This is a genomic window from Aminipila luticellarii (genome assembly GCF_004103735.1).
Classification (GTDB): Bacteria; Bacillota; Clostridia; order Peptostreptococcales; family Anaerovoracaceae; genus Aminipila; species Aminipila luticellarii.
In genome coordinates this window covers 959,178-983,615 of record NZ_CP035281.1, presented here as the reverse complement: position 1 = coordinate 983,615, position 24,438 = coordinate 959,178, and the positions used below count along the sequence as shown (strand labels likewise).

Annotated in this window: 13 protein-coding genes, 5 tRNA genes, 5 rRNA genes and 1 riboswitch; of the genes, 4 read left to right on the top strand and 19 right to left on the bottom strand. The window is 43.5% G+C overall.

All coding sequences use genetic code 11. The annotated features are described in order from the left end of the window. Positions 1 to 31: 31 nt before the first annotated feature. The 4 genes from EQM06_RS04450 to EQM06_RS12860 form a co-directional block, all read right to left on the bottom strand. Positions 32 to 2,926: ribosomal RNA gene (locus EQM06_RS04450) — 23S ribosomal RNA — on the bottom strand. A 319-nt stretch (positions 2,927 to 3,245) separates the two neighbouring features. Further along, positions 3,246 to 3,321 (bottom strand) — tRNA-Ala (locus EQM06_RS04445). A gap of 41 nt (positions 3,322 to 3,362) precedes the next feature. Further along, positions 3,363 to 4,880, bottom strand: a 16S ribosomal RNA gene (locus tag EQM06_RS04440). The 16S and 23S rRNA genes sit together here with 1 tRNA gene alongside, the layout of an rRNA operon. Before the next feature lie 568 nt (positions 4,881 to 5,448). Further along, entirely contained in the window at positions 5,449 to 5,598 is a 150-nt protein-coding gene (locus tag EQM06_RS12860; protein WP_164914345.1) for a hypothetical protein, read from the bottom strand. Between the two features lie 338 nt (positions 5,599 to 5,936). Here EQM06_RS12860 and EQM06_RS04435 point away from each other — a divergent pair. Next, positions 5,937 to 6,011: transfer RNA gene (locus tag EQM06_RS04435), tRNA-Glu, on the top strand. 105 nt (positions 6,012 to 6,116) lie between these two features. Here the strand turns inward: EQM06_RS04435 and EQM06_RS04430 are convergent. The 11 genes from EQM06_RS04430 to EQM06_RS04380 form a co-directional block, all read right to left on the bottom strand. Beyond that, positions 6,117 to 7,151, bottom strand: a complete 1,035-nt coding sequence (locus EQM06_RS04430) for a PQQ-dependent sugar dehydrogenase (protein WP_128745183.1) — start codon at positions 7,149 to 7,151, stop codon at positions 6,117 to 6,119. Positions 7,152 to 7,252: 101 nt separating this feature from the next. After that, on the bottom strand, positions 7,253 to 8,731 hold the full coding sequence (gene abc-f / locus EQM06_RS04425) for a ribosomal protection-like ABC-F family protein (RefSeq protein ID WP_128745182.1): 1,479 nt from the start codon (positions 8,729 to 8,731) through the stop codon (positions 7,253 to 7,255). Positions 8,732 to 9,065: 334 nt separating this feature from the next. Beyond that, complete coding sequence (locus EQM06_RS04420) at positions 9,066 to 10,268, bottom strand: FprA family A-type flavoprotein (RefSeq protein ID WP_128745181.1); 1,203 nt, start codon at positions 10,266 to 10,268, stop codon at positions 9,066 to 9,068. Between the two features lie 44 nt (positions 10,269 to 10,312). Continuing rightward, positions 10,313 to 12,217, bottom strand: a complete 1,905-nt coding sequence (locus EQM06_RS13545) for an acyl-CoA dehydrogenase family protein (RefSeq protein ID WP_128745180.1) — start codon at positions 12,215 to 12,217, stop codon at positions 10,313 to 10,315. A gap of 68 nt (positions 12,218 to 12,285) precedes the next feature. Next, positions 12,286 to 12,708, bottom strand: coding sequence for an RrF2 family transcriptional regulator (locus EQM06_RS04410; protein ID WP_230975022.1), 423 nt, complete (start codon positions 12,706 to 12,708; stop codon positions 12,286 to 12,288). 196 nt (positions 12,709 to 12,904) lie between these two features. After that, positions 12,905 to 12,987, bottom strand: a tRNA-Leu gene (locus EQM06_RS04405). Between the two features lie 6 nt (positions 12,988 to 12,993). Then, positions 12,994 to 13,068, bottom strand: a tRNA-Glu gene (locus EQM06_RS04400). Positions 13,069 to 13,076: 8 nt separating this feature from the next. Continuing rightward, positions 13,077 to 13,193 (bottom strand): 5S ribosomal RNA (gene rrf, locus EQM06_RS04395). Positions 13,194 to 13,439: 246 nt separating this feature from the next. Continuing rightward, positions 13,440 to 16,334, bottom strand: a 23S ribosomal RNA gene (locus EQM06_RS04390). A gap of 391 nt (positions 16,335 to 16,725) precedes the next feature. After that, positions 16,726 to 16,802: transfer RNA gene (locus EQM06_RS04385), tRNA-Ile, on the bottom strand. A gap of 41 nt (positions 16,803 to 16,843) precedes the next feature. Then, positions 16,844 to 18,361 (bottom strand): 16S ribosomal RNA (locus tag EQM06_RS04380). Positions 18,362 to 19,391: 1,030 nt separating this feature from the next. Between EQM06_RS04380 and EQM06_RS04375 the strand changes: the two genes are divergently transcribed. From EQM06_RS04375 to EQM06_RS04365, 3 genes are all read left to right on the top strand, one after another. Further along, entirely contained in the window at positions 19,392 to 20,096 is a 705-nt protein-coding gene (locus EQM06_RS04375; RefSeq protein WP_128745179.1) for a DUF421 domain-containing protein, read from the top strand. After that, positions 20,093 to 20,476, top strand: coding sequence for a DUF4363 family protein (locus EQM06_RS04370; RefSeq protein ID WP_128745178.1), 384 nt, complete (start codon positions 20,093 to 20,095; stop codon positions 20,474 to 20,476). The genes EQM06_RS04375 and EQM06_RS04370 overlap by 4 nt, the downstream gene beginning before the upstream one ends. A gap of 65 nt (positions 20,477 to 20,541) precedes the next feature. Further along, positions 20,542 to 20,643: riboswitch (THF riboswitch) on the top strand. Positions 20,644 to 20,716: 73 nt separating this feature from the next. Then, the gene (locus EQM06_RS04365; RefSeq protein WP_128745177.1) at positions 20,717 to 21,217 is read left to right on the top strand and encodes a folate family ECF transporter S component; all 501 of its coding nucleotides are present in this window, start codon (positions 20,717 to 20,719) and stop codon (positions 21,215 to 21,217) included. 104 nt (positions 21,218 to 21,321) lie between these two features. Here EQM06_RS04365 and EQM06_RS04360 read toward each other — a convergent pair whose 3' ends face one another. The 4 genes from EQM06_RS04360 to EQM06_RS04345 form a co-directional block, all read right to left on the bottom strand. Beyond that, a complete protein-coding gene (locus EQM06_RS04360; protein WP_128745176.1) occupies positions 21,322 to 21,564 on the bottom strand; it encodes an RNA-binding S4 domain-containing protein in 243 nt (80 codons plus the stop codon). 72 nt (positions 21,565 to 21,636) lie between these two features. Next, positions 21,637 to 21,915: an HU family DNA-binding protein gene (locus EQM06_RS04355; RefSeq protein ID WP_128745175.1), complete on the bottom strand. Its 279-nt coding sequence runs from the start codon at positions 21,913 to 21,915 to the stop codon at positions 21,637 to 21,639. Positions 21,916 to 21,963: 48 nt separating this feature from the next. Next, positions 21,964 to 22,812, bottom strand: coding sequence for a nucleoside triphosphate pyrophosphohydrolase (gene mazG / locus EQM06_RS04350; RefSeq protein WP_128745174.1), 849 nt, complete (start codon positions 22,810 to 22,812; stop codon positions 21,964 to 21,966). An 18-nt stretch (positions 22,813 to 22,830) separates the two neighbouring features. Then, positions 22,831 to 24,429: a putative polysaccharide biosynthesis protein gene (locus tag EQM06_RS04345; protein ID WP_128745173.1), complete on the bottom strand. Its 1,599-nt coding sequence runs from the start codon at positions 24,427 to 24,429 to the stop codon at positions 22,831 to 22,833. Positions 24,430 to 24,438: the final 9 nt, after the last annotated feature.

The following is a 24,438-nucleotide window of genomic DNA, read 5'->3' as shown; positions in this document are numbered from 1 at the left end:
CCTATCAGTCCTCTTCCCTTGAAACCTTCTCTTGGTCAAGCGCTCGACCTATTAGTATCGGTCAGCTCCATACATTACTGCACTTCCACCTCCGACCTATCTACGTGATCGTCTCTCACGGGTCTTACCATTTCTGGAGGAAATCTCTTCTTGTGGGGGGCTTCGCACTTAGATGCTTTCAGCGCTTATCCCTTCCATACGTGGCTACCCAGCTATGCCTTTGGCAAGACAACTGGTGCACCAGAGGTATGTCCATCCCGGTCCTCTCGTACTAAGGACAGCTCCACTCAAATTTCCAACGCCCACAGCGGATAGGGACCGAACTGTCTCACGACGTTCTGAACCCAGCTCGCGTACCTCTTTAATGGGCGAACAGCCCAACCCTTGGGACCTACTTCAGCCCCAGGATGAGACGAGCCGACATCGAGGTGCCAAACACCGCCGTCGATGTGGACTCTTGGGCGGTATCAGCCTGTTATCCCCAGGGTAGCTTTTATCCGTTGAGCGATGGCCCTTCCACTCGGTACCACCGGATCACTAAGCCCGACTTTCGTCCCTGCTCGACCTGTCTGTCTCGCAGTCAAGCTCCCTTCTGCCTTTACACTCTTCGCGCGATTTCCGACCGCGCTGAGGGAACCTTTGGGCGCCTCCGTTACTCTTTAGGAGGCGACCGCCCCAGTCAAACTGCCCGCCTGACACTGTCCTCATACCGGTTTACGGTACTAAGTTAGAACTTCAACGTTACAAGAGTGGTATCCCAACGGTGGCTCCGCTAATACTGGCGTACTAGCTTCTTTGCCTCCCACCTATCCTGTACATGCAACGCCGAAATCCAATATCAAGCTGCAGTAAAGCTCCATGGGGTCTTTCCGTCCTGCTGCGGGTAACCGGCATCTTTACCGGTACTACAATTTCACCGAGTCTATTGTTGAGACAGTGCCCAGATCGTTACGCCTTTCGTGCGGGTCGGAACTTACCCGACAAGGAATTTCGCTACCTTAGGACCGTTATAGTTACGGCCGCCGTTTACTGGGGCTTAAGTTCTGTGCTTCGGTTGCCCTTACACTTCCCCTTAACCTTCCAGCACCGGGCAGGCGTCAGCCCCTATACTTCAGCTTTCGCTTTCGCAGAGACCTGTGTTTTTGGTAAACAGTCGCCTGGGCCTTTTCACTGCGGCCTGCTTTCGCAGGCACCCCTTCTCCCGAAGTTACGGGGTTATTTTGCCGAGTTCCTTAACAATAGTTCTCTCGCTCACCTTAGGATTCTCTCCTCATCTACCTGTGTCGGTTTGCGGTACGGGCACCTACATTCTCACTAGCGGCTTTTCTTGACAGTGTGAAATCAGTTGCTTCGGTACTTTTATTTCCCTCCCCATCACATCTCAGAATTGATACAGCGGATTTGCCTACTCTATCTCCCTTAATGCTTAGACGCGCTCTACCAACGGCGCGCTCAACTTATCCTTCTGTGTCCCCACTTCGCTCAAACGAATTTCGGTGGTACTGGAATCTCAACCAGTTGTCCATCGCCTACAGCTCTCGCTCTCGGCTTAGGCCCCGACTAACCCTGAGTGGACGAACCTTCCTCAGGAAACCTTAGATTTTCGGTGGACAGGATTCTCACCTGCCTTACGCTACTCATGCCAACATTCTCTCTCGTATACAGTCCACATAGACTTCCATCTCTGCTTCTGCCCGTATACGATGCTCCTCTACCAACATCATTACTGATATTCCAAAGCTTCGGTAGTAAGTTTTAGCCCCGTTTATCTTCGGCGCAGAGCCACTCGACTAGTGAGCTATTACGCACTCTTTAAATGAGTGGCTGCTTCTAAGCCAACATCCTAGCTGTTTATGCAGCTCCACATCCTTTTCCACTTAACTTACATTTTGGGACCTTAGCTGTTGGTCTGGGCTGTTTCCCTTTCGACTATGAAACTTATCTCACATAGTCTGACTCCCAAGTTTAATACTTCGGCATTCGGAGTTTGATAGTTTTCGGTAACCGGTGAAGGCCCCTAGAACATTCAGTGCTCTACCTCCGAGTATCACATTCCTTGAGGCTAGCCCTAAAGCTATTTCGAGGAGAACCAGCTATATCCGGGTTCGATTGGAATTTCACCGCTATCCACACGTCATCCCAGCCTTTTTCAACAGACATGAGTTCGGTCCTCCACGAGATTTTACTCTCGCTTCAACCTGCACATGGATAGGTCACCCGGTTTCGGGTCTACAGCATATAACTAACTCGCCCTTTTAAGACTCGCTTTCGCTTCGGCTCCGGTGCTCCAGCACCTTAACCTCGCTACACACCATAACTCGTTGGCCCGTTCTACAAAAAGTACAAGGTCACTTGCGCTCCCTTTGCTTGTAAGCATAAGGTTTCAGGTTCTCTTTCACTCCCCTCCCGGGGTTCTTTTCACCTTTCCCTCACGGTACTATTCTCTATCGGTCACTAGGTAGTATTTAGGCTTGGGGGGTGGACCCCCCGGCTTCCCACCGGGTTTCACGTGTCCGGTGGTACTCTGGATCCACTCTGCATCTTGTGCATTTCGTCTACGGGACTTTTACCCTCTTCGGTCTGCCTTTCCAAACAGCTTCGACTATACACGCCATACATGATGAGTGTCCTCAACCCCATAGTAAACTATGGTTTGGCCTCTTTCCCTTTCGCTCGCCGCTACTTAGGAAATCGATGTTTCTTTCTCTTCCTCCGGGTACTTAGATGTTTCAGTTCCCCGGGTTACCTTCTCTATGACTATATATTCATCATAGGATACCTACGCATTACCATAGGTGGGTTCCCCCATTCGGACATCTGCGGGTTCACGGATGTTTGCTCCTCACCGCAGCTTTTCGCAGCTTGCCACGTCCTTCGTCGGCTCCTAGTGCCAAGGCATTCACCTTATGCTCTTTATTGCTTGACCAGCATTTTACCTGTTTAGCGTTAAACAGGATTTGTATTTGTTAAGAAACTTCGCTTTAGTAAAAAAGCTTGCATTTCTTCTGGTTTCTCGGTTGAAATCGTAGTCATATTTTACACCCGACATCATTCTTCCTTGCCTCTCGGCTCGAAAAGACTCTGTCTTGTTATATAACTGTTTGCTATCTATTCTCATAGATAACCTCGATTTCGTTGTCAATTTGTATGAAGATATTTTCATATCACATACTTTTGATTTCTGATATTTATTGCATATTATCCAGTTTTCAAAGTACATTCCCGAACTTCTTCCAAAGTTCTGGTGGTGGAGAATAAGAGGATCGAACTCTTGACCCCCTGCGTGCAAGGCAGGTGCTCTCCCAGCTGAGCTAATTCCCCATGTATAAAACTCATAGTGCAAAAGACTTTAGTCTCCTTAGAAAGGAGGTGATCCAGCCGCACCTTCCGATACGGCTACCTTGTTACGACTTCACCCCAGTCATTGGTTTTGCCTTAGGCAGCCTATTTACTAGCCGACTTCGGGCACCCCCAACTTCCATGGTGTGACGGGCGGTGTGTACAAGACCCGGGAACGCATTCACCGCAGCATTCTGATCTGCGATTACTAGCAACTCCAACTTCATGCAGGCGAGTTGCAGCCTGCAATCCGAACTGGGACTGGTTTTCTAAGATTTGCTCCACTTCACAGTCTCGCTTCTCTCTGTTCCAGCCATTGTAGCACGTGTGTAGCCCAGAACATAAGGGGCATGATGATTTGACGTCATCCCCACCTTCCTCCGTGTTATCCACGGCAGTCTCAATAGAGTGCCCATCTTACTGCTGGCAACTATTGACAAGGGTTGCGCTCGTTGCGGGACTTAACCCAACATCTCACGACACGAGCTGACGACAACCATGCACCACCTGTCTCTACTGTCCGAAGAAGGACCCCGTTACGGGTCTGTCAGTAGGATGTCAAGTCCTGGTAAGGTTCTTCGCGTTGCTTCGAATTAAACCACATGCTCCGCTGCTTGTGCGGGTCCCCGTCAATTCCTTTGAGTTTCACACTTGCGTGCGTACTCCCCAGGCGGAGCACTTAATGCGTTAACTGCGGCACCGAAGCCTTGCGGCCCCGACACCTAGTGCTCATCGTTTACGGCGTGGACTACCAGGGTATCTAATCCTGTTTGCTCCCCACGCTTTCGTGCCTCAGTGTCAGTTACAGTCCAGAAAGCCGCCTTCGCCACTGGTGTTCCTCCTAATATCTACGCATTTCACCGCTACACTAGGAATTCCGCTTTCCTCTCCTGCACTCAAGCCAGACAGTTCGCAAGGCTTACAATAGTTAAGCTATTGCCTTTCACCCCACGCTTACCTGGCCACCTACGCACTCTTTACGCCCAATAATTCCGGATAACGCTCGCCCCCTACGTATTACCGCGGCTGCTGGCACGTAGTTAGCCGGGGCTTCCTCAGAAGGTACCGTCATTTCTTTCTTCCCTTCCAACAGAGCTTTACGACCCAAAGGCCTTCTTCGCTCACGCGGCGTTGCTGCATCAGGCTTTCGCCCATTGTGCAATATTCCCCACTGCTGCCTCCCGTAGGAGTTTGGACCGTGTCTCAGTTCCAATGTGGCCGATTACCCTCTCAGGTCGGCTACTGATCGTTGCCTTGGTAGGCCGTTACCCTACCAACTAGCTAATCAGACGCAGGCCCATCTCATGCCGATAAATCTTTGACCAGAAGAACATGTGTTCCTCCAGCGTCATGAGGTCTTAATCCCGGTTTCCCGAGGCTATCCCTCTGCATGAGGCAGGTTGCCTACGCGTTACTCACCCGTCCGCCGCTTTCCATCTACTCGCTCTTCCGAAGATTCGCTTATAGATTTCTCGCTCGACTTGCATGTGTTAGGCACGCCGCCAGCGTTCATCCTGAGCCAGGATCAAACTCTTTATTAAATGGTATCTTACTCGTCTTTCCTCTGCATCTCACCTTTACGGATCGACTTAGAATTGAACGAGATAAAATCGAGTCTCTAACTCAAGCTAAACGCGTTTGCGTTTTGCTGATTCTTTAATTTATGCAAAGCATAAATCCTAGAATTATTGTTGTTTTTTAGAATTGTACGTTGACTCCTTCAACTTTGAATTCGTCTTACCAATTAAAGCCTTAACCGAATTTACATTCAAATTATAGCTTTAAGTGTGTTGTACTTAGTTTTGAGAACAAGCTAATGTTCTCTTGACTAATTCTTTTACACTATGAAGTTTTCAAGGTTCATGCGCTTCTGCGGTTTACACCGTCAGCGCCGTTCCGTAAGGAACTTTTATATCATAATACTATTCCGCAACTTTGTCAACATCTTTTTTCATTTTTTTCTAGTTTATTCAATCATTCGAGTTTTTCAGTTCAAACAAAATATAGATTTGTTTTGTCCTTATTTCAGCTCGAACTACAAGATGTAGGGGGTATCCTTTTTAGAAGGAGTAGCCCTGTCTCACGGGACAGCTTTATTAGGATACCAAACTATCCTCTCTCTGTCAACACTTTTTTCCCTTTTCTATTCACTTTTTTATTACGTAGGAAATATCGCTTGCCATATGTTGCAATATCATACAAAGCTGTCATTAAAATGCCAGCTAAAACGGTAGTGGCAAAGCTGCTTTTTTTATACATATAGTTATTTCTTCTTATTTTTCTATTATTACCGCTTAATGTTTTCTTATTATTTTCTATTTATACTATTCTTGATCAGATTTAACAATAGCTGCTTCATTCCTCCCTGATTTCGACATATCCATTGCAACTTGAATTTTTTACAGTATATTCTACGGGTACAATCTGCTGATCTTACATAGATCTTAACAAATTCTTTCCGAAAATTTATTCATTTTATAGGGAAATTACTTTCTTTTATATAATTTATATCGAAAATGCTTATTTTAAGAGTAATTAAATATTAGTACTTTACATCTTTAAAATATATGTTATAATATAGAACGTGGTCGCAAAATGGCTCCATGGTCAAGCGGTCAAGACACCGCCCTCTCACGGCGGTAACCCGGGTTCGATTCCCGGTGGAGTCACCAAATTCAAACAAAAGAACGTAATCAACTGATTACGTTCTTTTGTTATTCCATCATTTCCGCTTTTTATCGGTTAAGCCAGCTGATTTTCCTTTCTCGACCAGAGCTTCACGTTCTAACCGTAAGATGTATTATTTTATCGCCTCCGCTTCTGGAGCTTCCTCTTCCATCCGTATTGTTTGTAGCTAGATAAAAAGATCCATCATTAGCCTGGACGACTTCACGCAAACGTCCATACGTATCTTGCAGCCAATTTCCTACATTTATTACTTGTGTTCCCTCTTCATTCAAATCCATAACTATTAATCGATTTCCCCTTAAAGTCGCCGCCAGCAATCTTCCCTGCCAGACTCCCCGATCTGCAAATGCAATTCCGGAAGGTGCCCAGGTTTCTTCCCCGCTTTGTATCAAAGGAGAAGTTACGGTCCTATCTGAACTTTCCTCATCTCCTTGAACCAGAGGCCAGCCATAATTTGCCCCCGGCAAAACGATATTGATCTCATCATGAGCTATCGGTCCATGTTCAGATGCATATAAAAGGCCATTTGTATTCCAAGCCAGTCCCTGAGGATTTCGATAGCCTAAGCTGTATACCGGAGAATTGCTGAACGGATTATCCTCAGGAATCGTTCCATCTAAATTGATTCGAAGGATTTTGCCTGCCAAACTGTTTGGATCTTGTGCCTGCATAGGATCCCCCGCATCGCCTGTAGTTATATATAATTTTTGATCCGGACCGACTTTTATCCTGCCGCCGTTGTGTGTCCGTCCTCCGGGGATTCTGTCTATCAATACTTGATCAACAAAAGCTTCACCGCCTTGCAGCCTTAGTCTAACTACACGATTATAAGTCTGTTCTTCCTCCATATATGTATGCATAACATACATATAATTATTTTGTGAAAATTCCGGATCCAGTGCAAGACCCAATGCTCCGCCTTCCCCTACAGCGATAAAAGGCTCCGTAAAGGTAAAAATAAGCTGTGGCATATTCGTGCCTCTTTTGATCATTTTAATATTTCCGGAACGCTCGGTAAAATATATGGTGTCATCGTCGCTGATGGCTATAGCCCATGGAACATATAAATTATTAACGATTGTTTGGACTTCAATATCCAAATTATTATCCAAGCTTTTTATCATATTTAACTCCCACTTTTTACTTGCAGATATTCTCCTTACATTTAAATATATTATTACAAGTATATAAAGGAAAGATTCTTTTGATGACTGTAGATTTTTCTTTATAAGATTATTGTTTTTGTTGCAACTTTTTCACAGAAGACCCGGTCATGTTCAACGAACAGAATCGTTGGAGCATATTCCAGCAGCAGACTTTCAATTTGCATGCGGGAAATGACATCCACATAATTAAGGGGTTCATCCCAAATATATAGATGGGCTCTCTCACAAAGACTTTTGGCAATCAAAACCTTTTTCTTCTGTCCTCCGCTATAATCTGACATATCTTTTTCAAATTGTATTCTGGAAAAATCCAGCTTACGCAAAATAGCTTTAAAAAGACTTTCGTCTAGCTCATGATTCACAGCATAGTCTGTCAGATTTCCACAAAGAAAAGATGCATCCTGCGGTACGTAAGAAATCTTTAACTGGCTTTTTTTCCGAAAGTCCCCTGTGTATACCAAGGACTCCCCACCTATAAGCTTCAACAGACTTGATTTTCCCGAACCATTTTTACCGCACAAAGCAATTCGTTCCCCTTGCTCTATAGTAAGGCAGATTGGTTTACAAACCATTTTTTCTCCATAAAATATAGAAACATCCCTTAATTCAATCAATTGTTCATCATGAAAAGGAAGAGAAAATATTTTTAGGTCATCTGATCTCTCAACATTCATTAAAAGCTCCGATTTTTCTTTTATGGCAGAATTTTTTCTCCCTTCAATCGATTTAGAACGTTTCATCATTTTTTCCGCTTTATGCCCAATGTATCCTTTATCTGGTTTCAATCCGGCATTTTTAGTTCCATTCTTTGTCTGCTCCACCTTATTAGACCAGACAGCGGTTTGCTTTGAAGCCTCTCCCAAGCGTTTAATATCTTTTTTTAATTTCTCATTTTTCATCAGCTCAAAATTGTCTTGCATTTCCTTGTTTATCCACCAGGATGAAAAATTACCTTTTTGTACTTCAATATTTGTCTTATTAAATGAAAGAACATGGTCAATACAATGGTCCATAAAAGCCCTGTCATGGGATACCAAAATAAAACCCTTTTTAGAATTCAAGTATTTGCAAACAATCTCTCTGGCACTCAGATCCAAATGGTTGGTCGGTTCATCAATCAACAAAAATCTATTTTCTTTTAAAAATAAGGCAGCCAGTAACACTTTCGTTTGTTCCCCATTGCTGAGTGTATAAAACGGACGATATAAAACATCTTCTGAAACATAAAGCAGTGATAACTCACGCATCATCTCCCAATAAACATAGTCTGTACAAATACTGTCTATCACATCTATGGTGTTTAATTCAGGATCCTTTACTTCATAAGGAAAGTATTCAAATTCTACATTAGCTGATATATGCCCGCTGTAATCATACTGGCCGAGCAATAATTTAAGAAAGGTTGTTTTTCCCTTGCCATTTCTCCCAATGAAACCTAATTTCCAATCCGTATCAATTTGGAAGCTTGCATTTTCAATAATATTATCGTAACTGCCGTCATAAGCAAAGGTTAATTTAGAAATATTTATCTGAGACATAAAAGTACCTCCTGTATTAAAAATGATTAAAGCTGCAAGAAAGTCCATTCTTGCAGCTCATAAAATACAGTAAGGCCGTTCCCTGTTCAAAACAGAGAGAATCCAGCAATATATTATTATGGAGTCAAAATCATTTCGTAACTTTCTTGCATAAGCACAACAAAACAGGCGGTATGACACAAGGTCATATTCAAAATTTTATTATGCTTTATAAAATTAGCAAGAAAAATTACGCATTTTTTCAACTCCTATCTCTTTTAAATTCTGTTGTAATAGTACCATATCACAGAGAATAAAGCAACTTATAAATATTGTTATTTATAAACAGTACAAATTACTTCATAGATTCTATAATACTGTCTACAAGAGTATCCATATCCGGAAGTTTATCCTCATTCATAGCTGAATTCAATGTAAGTCTATCATCCAGCACAGTCATCTTCTTCATCTCATTTTCTAAAAACTCCTGCATCAATGTCCCGGATTTGCATGCCCAAGATCCATTCTCTACTATGGCTATGGTACGATTCTGGAGGTTTAAGGCTTTCATATCCATAAGATAATTGTGCATAGGAGGATATATTCCCAAATTGTAAGTCACAGAAGCTAAAACCACATGGCTCACTCGGAAGGTTTCTGAAATTAAGGTTGAAACATGTGTTTTGGATGCATCATACATGGAGACATTCGTTACTCCCTGCTCCACGAGCTTAGTGGCAAGAGCCGTTGCAGCGCTTTCCGTATTGCCATACATAGATGCATAAACGATCACGACTCCTTTTTCTTCCGGCTCATATCGACTCCACTTGTCATATTTATCAATAAAATAACCTAAATCGCTTCTCCAAACAGGACCGTGCAGCGGACATATGATTTTTATATCTATTCCGGAAGCCTTTTTCAGCAGGGACTGTACATGAGGACCGTATTTCCCTACAATGTTGGTATAATATCGTCTGGCATCATCAATCCAATCCCGGTCGAAATTCACTTCATCATTAAACAGCTTTCCGTCTAAAGCTCCAAAAGATCCAAAGGCGTCTGCTGAAAACAGGACACCATTGGTGGTATCAAAAGTGACCATGACTTCTGGCCAGTGAACCATAGGGGCTGCTACAAATGTCACCGTATGTTTCCCAAAACTTTTGGTATCTCCCTCTTTTACTTCTTCTATTCTGCCATCGATAGGAAAAGCAAATTGCCTCATCATCATAAATGCTTTTTCATTACTTATAATCTTGACTTTTGGGTAACGAAGTATTATTTCCTCTATGGATGCCCCATGATCCGGCTCCAAATGATTTATTACTAAATAGTCTAATGTTCTTCCTGCCAAAACATGCTCTACATTTTCTAAAAATTGCCGGCAAACTGCCCAATCTACCGTATCAAACAGAACAGTCTGTTTGTCAAGAAGCAGGTATGAATTATAGGATACGCCTTTTGGAATCGGATGAATATTTTCAAAGAGTTCCAAACGATGCTCATTAGCACCGACCCAATAAAGATTATCCGTTACTTTTCTAACACAATACATTTTCAATCCTCCTTATCAAAGATGTTCGCTACCGAAATCCTATATCAGACTTCTATAAAACTGTCTTTTGCCTCTCCGCAGTCCGGACATATCCATTCTTCCGGAAGTGCATCAAAAGTTGTCCCCGGTCTTATATCATTTTCCGGATCTCCCACAGCTGGATTATATTCATATCCGCAACCGCTGCATACATATGTTTTCCATGCAGGCGCAGTGTTTTTAGGAATAGATCTCTTCATTTTTTTCATAGGAGGGGCTGGCTTTTTCGGTTCGCCATTGTCCAAAGCTGCCGTCAAAAGCGGTAATATTTCCAATACGTCTCCTACAATACCGTAATCACAATTCTTGAAAATAGGTGCATTGGCATTGTTATTGATGGCGACTATGGTCGTCGCATCTTTAATTCCTTTTAAATGCTGACCGGCCCCGGAAATTCCACATGCAATATAAAGATTTCCGTTAAATTTCTGTCCAGACATTCCAACATAACGATTTAAAGGCACATACTTCAGCGTCTCAGCTACAGGACGTGAAGAGCCTACAGCTGCTCCCGCCTGTACAGCCAATGCTTTAATCAATTCCATATTCTCTTTGCTTCCGATTCCTTTTCCTGCACTGACTACTCTTTCGGCTTTTGAAATCGGAGTATCTATATCAATTCCTACAGTGAAATCATATCCATCCGCTTTTAAAGACTCTACCAAAGCGTCAACCCGCTCTTTTGCTGTTCCTTCTTTTAAAATCAGCTTTTTTCGAACACCGGTAAGTGCTCCTTTTTTAGGGCCTGGAGCAGTTTCTTCCTTTGGCATCTTTCCAATAATATGGGAAGCTATAACAACTCGCTGAATTTCATTTGTTCCCTCATAAATAGTACAAATCTTTGCATCACGATATGCACGTTCAACCTCCATACCTTTAAGGTAACCATTCCCTCCGAAAATCTGCAATGCGTCATTTACAATTTCAAGACATCGATCTGAAGCGTATTGTTTGGCCATAGCAGACTCCAAGCCATAAGGTTCGTGATGTTCTTTAAGATCTGCGGCACTATAAATCAGCAGCCTTGATGTGCGAAGCTTAGTTGCCATATCTGCCAGTTTAAAGGAAATCGACTGCTGCTGGCAGATTGGTTTCCCAAACTGAATACGTTCCTTGGAATATTCCAGAGCATTTTCATATGCTCCCTGTGCAATGCCTAACGCCTGAGAAGCAATTCCGATACGTCCGCCATCTAAGGTAGACATAGCAATCTTAAATCCCTGCCCCTCTTGTCCCAATAGATTTTCTTTTGGAACTTTTACATCATTGAAAATCAGTTCTGCCGTAGAAGAGGATCTAATTCCCATTTTATCGTAATGGTCACCGAAGGTAAAGCCCTCCCAGCCTTTTTCAACTATAAAAGCACTGATTCCTCTCGTACCAATATCTGGTGTTGTAACAGCAAAAATAACATAGGTTTCCGCTTTATCTGCATTTGTAATAAAGATCTTACCACCGTTTAATATGTAATGATCTCCTTCCAGAACTGCAGTGGTTTCAGTTCCGCCTGCATCGCTTCCTGCGTTTGGTTCTGTAAGACCGAAGGCTCCTAATTTCTCTCCTTTCGCTAACGGAATCAAATATTTTTGTTTTTGCTCTTCTGTGCCGTATGCAAAAATAGGCCATGAGCCTAAAGAAACATGAGCAGAAAGGATAACGCCTGTACCGCCGTCCACTCTTGCCAATTCTTCAACAGCTATAGCATAGCTGATAATATCCAGTCCCATGCCCCCATATTCTTTTGGATAAGGTATCCCTAAGATTCCCATTTTTCCTAACTGCTTAACAATTTCTGTCGGAAATGCATTTTCCTTGTCCAGCAGAAAAGTTTGTGGCTTTAATTCGGTTTCTGCAAATTCTCTGATTCTCGCACGTAAAGCTTCGTGCTCTTCTGTAGTTTTAAACAACATATCCTATCCTCCCTTTAAATAATTGTTATTTTATAGGCATACTATTTCCGCAAAACGGATGGTTCCTCCTATTCTTCAAACAAGATTCTATAAATACTATAAGACTTCAGTTGTTCATCTAAAATCTTTTGTATTTTAGTAAGATTGCCGTGTACCTTACACGGCGAGCCGGATTTCTGTCTCCATGCACAAGAATAGCCTTCTTCCATACAACTGCTTATAGGCTTTTTAGCCTCAATAATATTCATCAAGTCGTATAAGCTCACCTCTCTTAAATCTGCGGAAAGTTTACATCCACCTTCTGCACCCCTTGTTATATGAACAAGACCCGCCCTATTTAATTTTTTTAAAATTTTATATACAAAAGTTTGAGGCAATACCTCTCTTTGGCATATTTCACCCGACGTAAGCTGCTCTCCGTCTGCCAGTGCCCTTAATATCCTCAAAGCATAATCTGTTTCTCTTGTAATCAGCAGATTCGTCCCCTCCACTCTTTCTATAAATTTTTCTTTCTATATTCAATATACTATTCTGGACATTTTTTGTCAAGTTTGTTTTGAAAATTTTACCTAATTATTACCCGTTTTTGAAATGAAAGATCTGTCATAATGTCGAGTCGGTGCTCATTTGGCCTTTTTTATAACAAAAAAACCTTAGAACCATTAAAATTCTAAGGTATTTCTTACGTGGTGCGCGATGAGGGACTTGAACCCCCACGGTCGCCCGCTAGATCCTAAGTCTAGTGCGTCTGCCAATTCCGCCAATCGCGCTTATTCTGGTGACTCCACCGGGAATCGAACCCGGGTTACCGCCGTGAAAGGGCGGTGTCTTGACCGCTTGACCATGGAGCCATTTTAAAAACCGGCAACGTCCTACTTTCCCAGGCAGCTGCCCGCCAAGTATCATCGGCGCTAAGGAGCTTAACTTCTGTGTTCGAGATGGGTACAGGTGGTTCCTCCTCGCTATTGTCACCGGATTTAGCTTGTTAATTTTTCATTAGCCTTCGTTCTTGCTCTCTCATGCGGTGCTCATGTACCTTTGTACATTCCGCTCCTCTTCCTTCGCACGCCTTGGCTATTAAAAAATTCCCTTCGCTATTCTGTTCGCTTCTAGCTTGTATTTCTACTCGCTATCTGCTTATTCACTTGTTTCCTTTTGAGAGCATACTCTCAAAACTGGATAACATACCTTCCTATCAGTCCTCTTCCCTTGAAACCTTCTCTTGGTCAAGCGCTCGACCTATTAGTATCGGTCAGCTCCATACATTACTGCACTTCCACCTCCGACCTATCTACGTGATCGTCTCTCACGGGTCTTACCATTTCTGGAGGAAATCTCTTCTTGTGGGGGGCTTCGCACTTAGATGCTTTCAGCGCTTATCCCTTCCATACGTGGCTACCCAGCTATGCCTTTGGCAAGACAACTGGTGCACCAGAGGTATGTCCATCCCGGTCCTCTCGTACTAAGGACAGCTCCACTCAAATTTCCAACGCCCACAGCGGATAGGGACCGAACTGTCTCACGACGTTCTGAACCCAGCTCGCGTACCTCTTTAATGGGCGAACAGCCCAACCCTTGGGACCTACTTCAGCCCCAGGATGAGACGAGCCGACATCGAGGTGCCAAACACCGCCGTCGATGTGGACTCTTGGGCGGTATCAGCCTGTTATCCCCAGGGTAGCTTTTATCCGTTGAGCGATGGCCCTTCCACTCGGTACCACCGGATCACTAAGCCCGACTTTCGTCCCTGCTCGACCTGTCTGTCTCGCAGTCAAGCTCCCTTCTGCCTTTACACTCTTCGCGCGATTTCCGACCGCGCTGAGGGAACCTTTGGGCGCCTCCGTTACTCTTTAGGAGGCGACCGCCCCAGTCAAACTGCCCGCCTGACACTGTCCTCATACCGGTTTACGGTACTAAGTTAGAACTTCAACGTTACAAGAGTGGTATCCCAACGGTGGCTCCGCTAATACTGGCGTACTAGCTTCTTTGCCTCCCACCTATCCTGTACATGCAACGCCGAAATCCAATATCAAGCTGCAGTAAAGCTCCATGGGGTCTTTCCGTCCTGCTGCGGGTAACCGGCATCTTTACCGGTACTACAATTTCACCGAGTCTATTGTTGAGACAGTGCCCAGATCGTTACGCCTTTCGTGCGGGTCGGAACTTACCCGACAAGGAATTTCGCTACCTTAGGACCGTTATAGTTACGGCCGCCGTTTACTGGGGCTTAAGTTCTGTGCTTCGGTTGCCCTTACACTTCCCCTTAACCTTCCAGCACCGGGCAGGCGTCAGCCCCTATACTTCAGCTTTCGCTTTCGCAGAGACCTGTGTTTTTGGTAAACAGTCGCCTGGGCCTTTTCACTGCGGCCTGCTTTCGCAGGCACCCCTTCTCCCGAAGTTACGGGGTTATTTTGCCGAGTTCCTTAACAATAGTTCTCTCGCTCACCTTAGGATTCTCTCCTCATCTACCTGTGTCGGTTTGCGGTACGGGCACCTACATTCTCACTAGCGGCTTTTCTTGACAGTGTGAAATCAGTTGCTTCGGTACTTTTATTTCCCTCCCCATCACATCTCAGAATTGATACAGCGGATTTGCCTACTCTATCTCCCTTAATGCTTAGACGCGCTCTACCAACGGCGCGCTCAACTTATCCTTCTGTGTCCCCACTTCGCTCAAACGAATTTCGGTGGTACTGGAATCTCAACCAGTTGTCCATCGCCTACAGCTCTCGCTCTCGGCTTAGGCCCCGACTAACCCTGAGTGGACGAACCTTCCTCAGGAAACCTTAGATTTTCGGTGGACAGGATTCTCACCTGCCTTACGCTACTCATGCCAACATTCTCTCTCGTATACAGTCCACATAGACTTCCATCTCTGCTTCTGCCCGTATACGATGCTCCTCTACCAACATCATTACTGATATTCCAAAGCTTCGGTAGTAAGTTTTAGCCCCGTTTATCTTCGGCGCAGAGCCACTCGACTAGTGAGCTATTACGCACTCTTTAAATGAGTGGCTGCTTCTAAGCCAACATCCTAGCTGTTTATGCAGCTCCACATCCTTTTCCACTTAACTTACATTTTGGGACCTTAGCTGTTGGTCTGGGCTGTTTCCCTTTCGACTATGAAACTTATCTCACATAGTCTGACTCCCAAGTTTAATACTTCGGCATTCGGAGTTTGATAGTTTTCGGTAACCGGTGAAGGCCCCTAGAACATTCAGTGCTCTACCTCCGAGTATCACATTCCTTGAGGCTAGCCCTAAAGCTATTTCGAGGAGAACCAGCTATATCCGGGTTCGATTGGAATTTCACCGCTATCCACACGTCATCCCAGCCTTTTTCAACAGACATGAGTTCGGTCCTCCACGAGATTTTACTCTCGCTTCAACCTGCACATGGATAGGTCACCCGGTTTCGGGTCTACAGCATATAACTAACTCGCCCTTTTAAGACTCGCTTTCGCTTCGGCTCCGGTGCTCCAGCACCTTAACCTCGCTACACACCATAACTCGTTGGCCCGTTCTACAAAAAGTACAAGGTCACTTGCGCTCCCTTTGCTTGTAAGCATAAGGTTTCAGGTTCTCTTTCACTCCCCTCCCGGGGTTCTTTTCACCTTTCCCTCACGGTACTATTCTCTATCGGTCACTAGGTAGTATTTAGGCTTGGGGGGTGGGCCCCCCGGCTTCCCACCGGGTTTCACGTGTCCGGTGGTACTCTGGATCCACTCTGCATCTTGTGCATTTCGTCTACGGGACTTTTACCCTCTTCGGTCTGCCTTTCCAAACAGCTTCGACTATACACGCCATACATGATGAGTGTCCTCAACCCCATAGTAAACTATGGTTTGGCCTCTTTCCCTTTCGCTCGCCGCTACTTAGGAAATCGATGTTTCTTTCTCTTCCTCCGGGTACTTAGATGTTTCAGTTCCCCGGGTTACCTTCTCTATGACTATATATTCATCATAGGATACCTACGCATTACCATAGGTGGGTTCCCCCATTCGGACATCTGCGGGTTCACGGATGTTTGCTCCTCACCGCAGCTTTTCGCAGCTTGCCACGTCCTTCGTCGGCTCCTAGTGCCAAGGCATTCACCTTATGCTCTTTATTGCTTGACCAGCATTTTACCTGTTTAGCGTTAAACAGGATTTGTATTTGTTAAGAAACTTCGCTTTAGTAAAAAAGCTTGCATTTCTTCTGGTTTCTCGGTTGAAATCGTAGTCATATTTTACACCCGACATCATTCTTCCTTGCCTCTCGGCTCGAAAAGACTCTGTCTTGTTATATAACTGTTTGCTATCTATTCTCATAGATAACCTCGATTTCGTTGTCAATTTGTATGAAGATATTTTCATATCACATACTTTTGATTTCTGATATTTATTGCATATTATCCAGTTTTCAAAGTACATTCCCGAACTTCCTTCAAAGTTCTGGTGGTTTAAAAGAATTCTTTCCTTTTCAGGTTCTCATCCCTTTAGACCTTTTCACACATTAAAAAATGTGTTCTGGTGGGCTTGGGAGGACTCGAACCTCCGACCTCACGCTTATCAGGCGTGCGCTCTAACCACCTGAGCTACAAGCCCATGTATAAAACTCATAGTGCAAAAGACTTTAGTCTCCTTAGAAAGGAGGTGATCCAGCCGCACCTTCCGATACGGCTACCTTGTTACGACTTCACCCCAGTCATTGGTTTTGCCTTAGGCAGCCTATTTACTAGCCGACTTCGGGCACCCCCAACTTCCATGGTGTGACGGGCGGTGTGTACAAGACCCGGGAACGCATTCACCGCAGCATTCTGATCTGCGATTACTAGCAACTCCAACTTCATGCAGGCGAGTTGCAGCCTGCAATCCGAACTGGGACTGGTTTTCTAAGATTTGCTCCACTTCACAGTCTCGCTTCTCTCTGTTCCAGCCATTGTAGCACGTGTGTAGCCCAGAACATAAGGGGCATGATGATTTGACGTCATCCCCACCTTCCTCCGTGTTATCCACGGCAGTCTCAATAGAGTGCCCATCTTACTGCTGGCAACTATTGACAAGGGTTGCGCTCGTTGCGGGACTTAACCCAACATCTCACGACACGAGCTGACGACAACCATGCACCACCTGTCTCTACTGTCCGAAGAAGGACCCCGTTACGGGTCTGTCAGTAGGATGTCAAGTCCTGGTAAGGTTCTTCGCGTTGCTTCGAATTAAACCACATGCTCCGCTGCTTGTGCGGGTCCCCGTCAATTCCTTTGAGTTTCACACTTGCGTGCGTACTCCCCAGGCGGAGCACTTAATGCGTTAACTGCGGCACCGAAGCCTTGCGGCCCCGACACCTAGTGCTCATCGTTTACGGCGTGGACTACCAGGGTATCTAATCCTGTTTGCTCCCCACGCTTTCGTGCCTCAGTGTCAGTTACAGTCCAGAAAGCCGCCTTCGCCACTGGTGTTCCTCCTAATATCTACGCATTTCACCGCTACACTAGGAATTCCGCTTTCCTCTCCTGCACTCAAGCCAGACAGTTCGCAAGGCTTACAATAGTTAAGCTATTGCCTTTCACCCCACGCTTACCTGGCCACCTACGCACTCTTTACGCCCAATAATTCCGGATAACGCTCGCCCCCTACGTATTACCGCGGCTGCTGGCACGTAGTTAGCCGGGGCTTCCTCAGAAGGTACCGTCATTTCTTTCTTCCCTTCCAACAGAGCTTTACGACCCAAAGGCCTTCTTCGCTCACGCGGCGTTGCTGCATCAGGCTTTCGCCCATTGTGCAATATTCCCCACTGCTGCCTCCCGTAGGAGTTTGGACCGTGTCTCAGTTCCAATGTGGCCGATTACCCTCTCAGGTCGGCTACTGATCGTTGCCTTGGTAGGCCGTTACCCTACCAACTAGCTAATCAGACGCAGGCCCATCTCATGCCGATAAATCTTTGACCAGAAGAACATGTGTTCCTCCAGCGTCATGAGGTCTTAATCCCGGTTTCCCGAGGCTATCCCTCTGCATGAGGCAGGTTGCCTACGCGTTACTCACCCGTCCGCCGCTTTCCATCTACTCGCTCTTCCGAAGATTCGCTTATAGATTTCTCGCTCGACTTGCATGTGTTAGGCACGCCGCCAGCGTTCATCCTGAGCCAGGATCAAACTCTTTATTAAATGGTATCTTACTCGTCTTTCCTCTACATCTCACCTTTACAGATCGACTTAGAGTTGAACGAGATAAAATCGAGTCTCTAACTCAAGCTAAACGCGTTTGCGTTTTGCTGATTCTTTAATTTATGCAAAGCATAAATCCTAGAATTATTGTTGTTTTTTAGAATTGTACGTTGACTCATTCAAACTTTGAATTCGTCTTACCAATTAAAGCCTTAACCGAATTTACATTCAAATTATAGCTTTAAGTGTGTTGTACTTAGTTTTGAGAACAAGCTAATGTTCTCTTGACTAATTCTTTTACACTATGAAGTTTTCAAGGTTCATGCGCTTCTGCGGTTTACACCGTCAGCACCGTTCCGTAAGGAACTTTTATATCATAATACTATTCCGCAACTTTGTCAACATCTTTTTTCATTTTTTTCTAGTTTATTCAATCATTCGAGTTTTTCAGTTCAAACAAAATATAGATTTGTTTTGTCCTTATTTCAGCTCGAACTACAAGATGTAGGGGGTATCCTTTTTGGAAGGAGTAGCCCTGTCTCACGGGACAGCTTTATTAGGATACCAAACTATCCTCTCTCTGTCAACACTTTTTTCAAGTTTTTATCTTAGCTTTTTTATTTATACTGTAATTTACATTTTCTTTTAAATCCAGCCTTATTATATCATGCGAACTACATCGCAGCATGATTCAATCAACGCTTCTTTACAGCAACGCCGATTTTAATCATTGCATTCGTTCATTATATCATGTAAGCACCGTCTCCATGCAATTCTACGAATGCTTCCCTGCGGCAACGCCGTTCCAATTCGTGTTTATTTTACCTTCCTGCACATTTATCGTGAGCCTTCATTTCACCTTTCATATTTTTTATTGATTTAGATTATCGAGGTTTTCTTAATTTGTTCTGCTTTTATATGTCTTTTAGCTAGTTTTCAAGTATAACCCTTTTAAATTATGTACAGAATACTTATAATTGCGGAATTATGGAGGCATTTTTAATATTAGACATTAGGAGGTGCTGTAAAATTGACTATAATATTAATAAGAACCGGAATTTTATATTTAATGGTTCTGTTTGCAATTCGCATCATGGGTAAATCGGAGCTTTCAAAACTCTCACCGTTTCAAATGGTCATTCTCTTCATGATAGCTGAACTGGCATCGCTGCCGATTGAGGATACGAATTTATCTTTAATTAATGGCACTATTGCGATTTTTACGCTGCTATTCCTTCAAGTTACTATTTCTTACTTATCTTTAAAGTGCGAATGGTTTAAAAACTTTATCAATGGTAGGCCAAGTATATTAATAGAGGATGGAGCGATTAATGAACTGGAATTAAAAAGGCTGCGAATCAATATTAATGATTTGACGGAGCAACTAAGATTGAAAAACTCTCCTTCTCTGTCCGATGTAGCCTATGCTGTGATCGAATCCAACGGGGATCTATCGGTTATTCCCAAACCAGATAAAAGACCTCTTACCCCTAGTGATATGGGAATCGTTAAACCAAAAGAAATCATGCCTTTGGTGTTAATATGTGACGGATTCTTATACAAAAGCAACCTCAATAAAGTAGGTTGGGACGAGGACTATTTAAAATCTCTTTTGCTCCCTATGAAAATAGTTTCTTACAAAGAAGTCTTAATGGCGTTCTGTGATGAGCAGAAACAGCTTCATGTATACCAACCTTCAAAAGACGGGAAAATTTCCGTGGAGGTGATTATATGAGGTCTTTCCTTATCTCTTTATCCTGTCTTCTCCTGTTAGTAGGTTCCTGCCTGCTTTATACGAATTATTCGGACAATAAGATTCATGAATTTACAGATACCATAGAGCAGGATATTTTAGCAGATGTGGAAGATGGTAATTGGGAACAGGCAAAAGACAGATTCAATAAATTTGAAGATGACTGGCATGATTATAAAAAAATTGCCTGCTTCTTTTTCAGTACGGATAAGCTCAATGCTGCCGATTATTCCATTGCGCGGGCAAAATATTATATTATATGCGAAGATGATTCCAATTCCTCCGGAGAATTGTCTTGTTTGAAAGAGCAGCTGAAGTTCCTTCATGATAATGAAACTTTTTCTCTGTCCAACCTCTTTTAGAAAAATTATTTTTAGACGGAATAATCATTGCATATATGCATTGATTGTGTTATATTGTCCTAAAAAGTAGAGTAAATATTGTGCGTCAAGTGTCATAAGATGGGATGTTGCTTATGAACGAAAAACAGCGATTCGTTGGTTTGCGGTACAATATTGCGTCCGCTACTACATAAAGAGACGTTTGCTCTTTTCTCTTTCATGTAGTTCACTACTTAATTTATAGAGAAAGGAGTTTTTTATATGCAAAATAACTCAAAAATCAGACAACTTATCATAATGGGTCTGTTTATTGCTCTGGAAATCATCTTAACCAGATTCTGTTCCATAAACACCCCTATTCTAAGACTGGGGTTTGGCTTTCTGCCGGTTGCTATGCTAGGTATCCTGTTTGGTCCTCTTTGGTCCGGAATGGCCTATGCACTGGGAGATCTGATCGGCATGATGATTTTTCCCACCGGCGCATATTTCCCAGGCTTCACCCTGACAGCATTTTTAACCGGTGCCACCTTCGGCATCATCCTGTACAAAAAAAATATTACATATCAGCGTGCTTTCCTCGCTTCCCTGTTGGTCTGCTGCCTTTGGAATCTAGGTCTGGATACTTTTTGGCTATACATCATGACAGGAAAAGGCATCCTGGTATTGTTACCCGCAAGACTTATTAAAATAGCTTTTGCCATACCGGTTCAAACACTTCTGATTCCGTTAGTGTGGAATAAGTATCTAAAAAAAGTCATCTGACAAACAGAAAAAACGTGTATTTTTGATAAAATCCCTCTAAAAGCAGATCATGTAAATACAAACTGCTTTAGAGGGATTTTTCATGTGCGCAGAACCTCATCAGATTACTGAATGATTTCATACATAGATGCCGCATCTTCTTTTTTACAAGATTCCGACAGAACAAGAACTCTCGCCTTTATGGAACTGTTACCAAATTGAATGTGAATGATGTCACCGGGCTTTACTTCACTTCCCGCCTTTGCGATTTTATCATTGATGGTAATGCGTTCCTGATCGCAGGCTTCTTTTGCAATCGTCCTTCGTTTAATTAATCTGGAATTTTTTAGAAATTTATCAATTCTCATGTACCCTTTTCCCTTCTGCCAATCATATAAAAAGGGTAACCCTGAGGCTACCCTTAATTTGTATATCTAAGCTTATTTGTTTACAGCGTCCTTAAGTGCTTTTCCAGCTTTAAAGACAGGAGCCTTTGCTGCAGCGATTTCAATAGTTTCTCCAGGCTTTCTAGGATTTCTTCCCTGTCTTGCCTTTCTCTGACGAGTTTCAAAAGTACCAAATCCAATTAACTGTACCTTTTCATCCTTTACCAATGCCTCTTCAACACTTGCAACAAATGCATTTACTGCTGTTTCAGCATCCTTCTTTGTAAAACCTGTTTTTTCTGCTACGCTAGCAACTAACTCAGCTTTGTTCATGAATATAAACCTCCTTAAAATATAAAACGTGACTAAAGCAACTCGAAATTAATCAGCATTAGGCTTTTTCTCTAACATCTTTGCCATATCCCACAGCTTGTCCATCTCTTTCAAAGACATGTCCTCAAGTGAAACTTTACGAGCCCTGGCTGTGTCTTCAATAAAGCTAAACCTCCTAATAAACTTATCGGAAGTAAGATTTAACGCCTCTTCCGGGTCTACCTTTAGAAATCGAGCAACATTAACAACTGAAAAAAGCAAATCGCCCAGTTCCTCCGTAATGCCGTCCTTATCATCCCTGTCATAAACCTCTTTTAGTTCTTCAGTCTCTTCTCTTATTTTGTGAAAAGCGCATTTCACATCATCCCAGTCAAAACCGACTTCCGCCGCTTTGGCTTGAACCTTACAACTACGCATCAAAGCAGGCAATGCTCTTGGAACATTCTCAAGCCTTGACTTGCAGTCTGTGATCCCCTTCTCATTTCTTTTCACATTTTCCCATTTTTCAATGACTTTGTCAATAGTTTTAATGGTTTCTTTCAAAAAAACATGTGGATGTCTTCTAAGCATTTTTTCGCATTCTCTATTGACAACCGTCACAAAATTAAATTTATTTTCTTCTTCTGCCAATCTACTGTGGAAAATCACTTGAAGGAGAACATCTCCTAATTCCTCCTCCAGATTATCCACATCGTCATTATTAATGGCCTCAACCGCCTCATAAGCCTCTTCTATCATGCATTTTCTAAGGCTTTCATGCGTCTGCTCTCTATCCCACGGACATTCTTTTCTTAAAATCTTAATAATTTCAATTAAACGTACAACGGCTTCTCCTTCAGTTGCCGCTTTCTCATATAAGTGCTTATATTCTTCCAAAATCTCTTGTTTTTGTTCCATCTCTATCTCCGATTGCATTTATCGCTTAAACTTATCCATTATGTTAAGTAAGGTCTTTCCCTTAGGCATATGAACAATTTCTTCCCTCTTAACAGACTTTGTGACAAAAAGCATCACACAATAAACCGCACCTGCTACGCAGACAGCCATTAATGTAGCTAAGGCATTTCCCACCATACCAAATAGGACACGATGAACAAACACAGCGGCAGCTGCCATAAATAAGGTGGAAATCGTTGGTTTTACATAGGTGAGCATAAAGTCAAATTTTGCTCCGGTGTACTTTTTAACAGCCATTACATTCAACGTCGCCGCAATCATATAAGCTGCAACAGTTCCAATGGCCGCGCCCTTTACGTTGATCTGTTCGACTCCAGTTAATGTATAAGTAATAATGACTTTCATTATTGCCCCAATGAACAGATTCCTTACAGGGATCATTTGCTTTCCTACGCCTTGCAGTACGCCGGTCAAGGTCTGCACGGTAGATAAGAAGATCACCCCAATGGCCATAATAAACAGGCATGGTGCGGCATTCATGGCACTTTCTCTCTGCATTGGGTAAAGAAGCAGCATGATGGGCTCAGACAGAGCCATCAGCCCAAAGGCACACGGCAATCCGATAATAATAGCCATTCTAAGTCCCATTTGAACGTTTTCACGAAGAAAATGCATATCCTTCTGCTTATGAGCCGCAGCTACCGCCGGAACCAGACTCATGGCTACAGCCTGAGTTAAAACCTGCGGAAAATTAATGAGCGGTCCTGCCATGCCGGTAAGCTGACCATACATGCTGTTAGCCGCTGCATACGTCCACCCCGTGGCTTGCAGCCGGCGCATGACGATGCCCACGTCGATTGCATTCATAATCGGCATAATGGCTGCACCAATGGTAACCGGAATGGCGATCATAAAGATTTTTGCTAAAATACTGCTGCTGCTCTCACTGCTGCTTCTCTTCGTCCTCTGGATGTTATGCTCTAAAGAACCTCTTTTATATAAATAAATGATTACGACTGTCAGAACACCTCCGATGGCGCCTGCCGTGGCTCCAAAAGAGGCTCCTGCCGCAGCATATTCTCTTCCGAATTTCACAAGAAAATAGGCTAAAAACAAGCCGACAACTACTCGGCAGAACTGTTCTGTAACTTGAGACACTGCCGTTAGCTTCATATCCTGCATTCCTTGAAAATATCCGCGGTATGCAGCCTGCATCGGGACAAACAGCAAAGCCGGAGCGATAGCCATCATAGCCAGTTTAGCACCGGGATTTCCCATGGTTCCTACCAGAAGACCGGCACCAAAAAAACATATGGCGGCGGAAACAATTCCGATACAAAAAAGCAGAATAAAAGAAACCCGAAAAACTTTATGAGCCTCATAATAATCATCGACGGCAATCCTCTCCGAAACCATTCTTGAAATAGCGATGGGAATGCCCGCAGTTGCCAGGGTTAAAAACAGAACATATATAGGATATGCAGTCTGGTAATATCCCATACCCTCAGATCCTATTAAATTAGCCAAAGGAATTCTGAAGAATGCCCCTAACACTTTTATTATTATACCCGCAATACCAAGGATTACGGCACCTTGAACAAAGGATTTTTTTGCCATTCTCTAAAC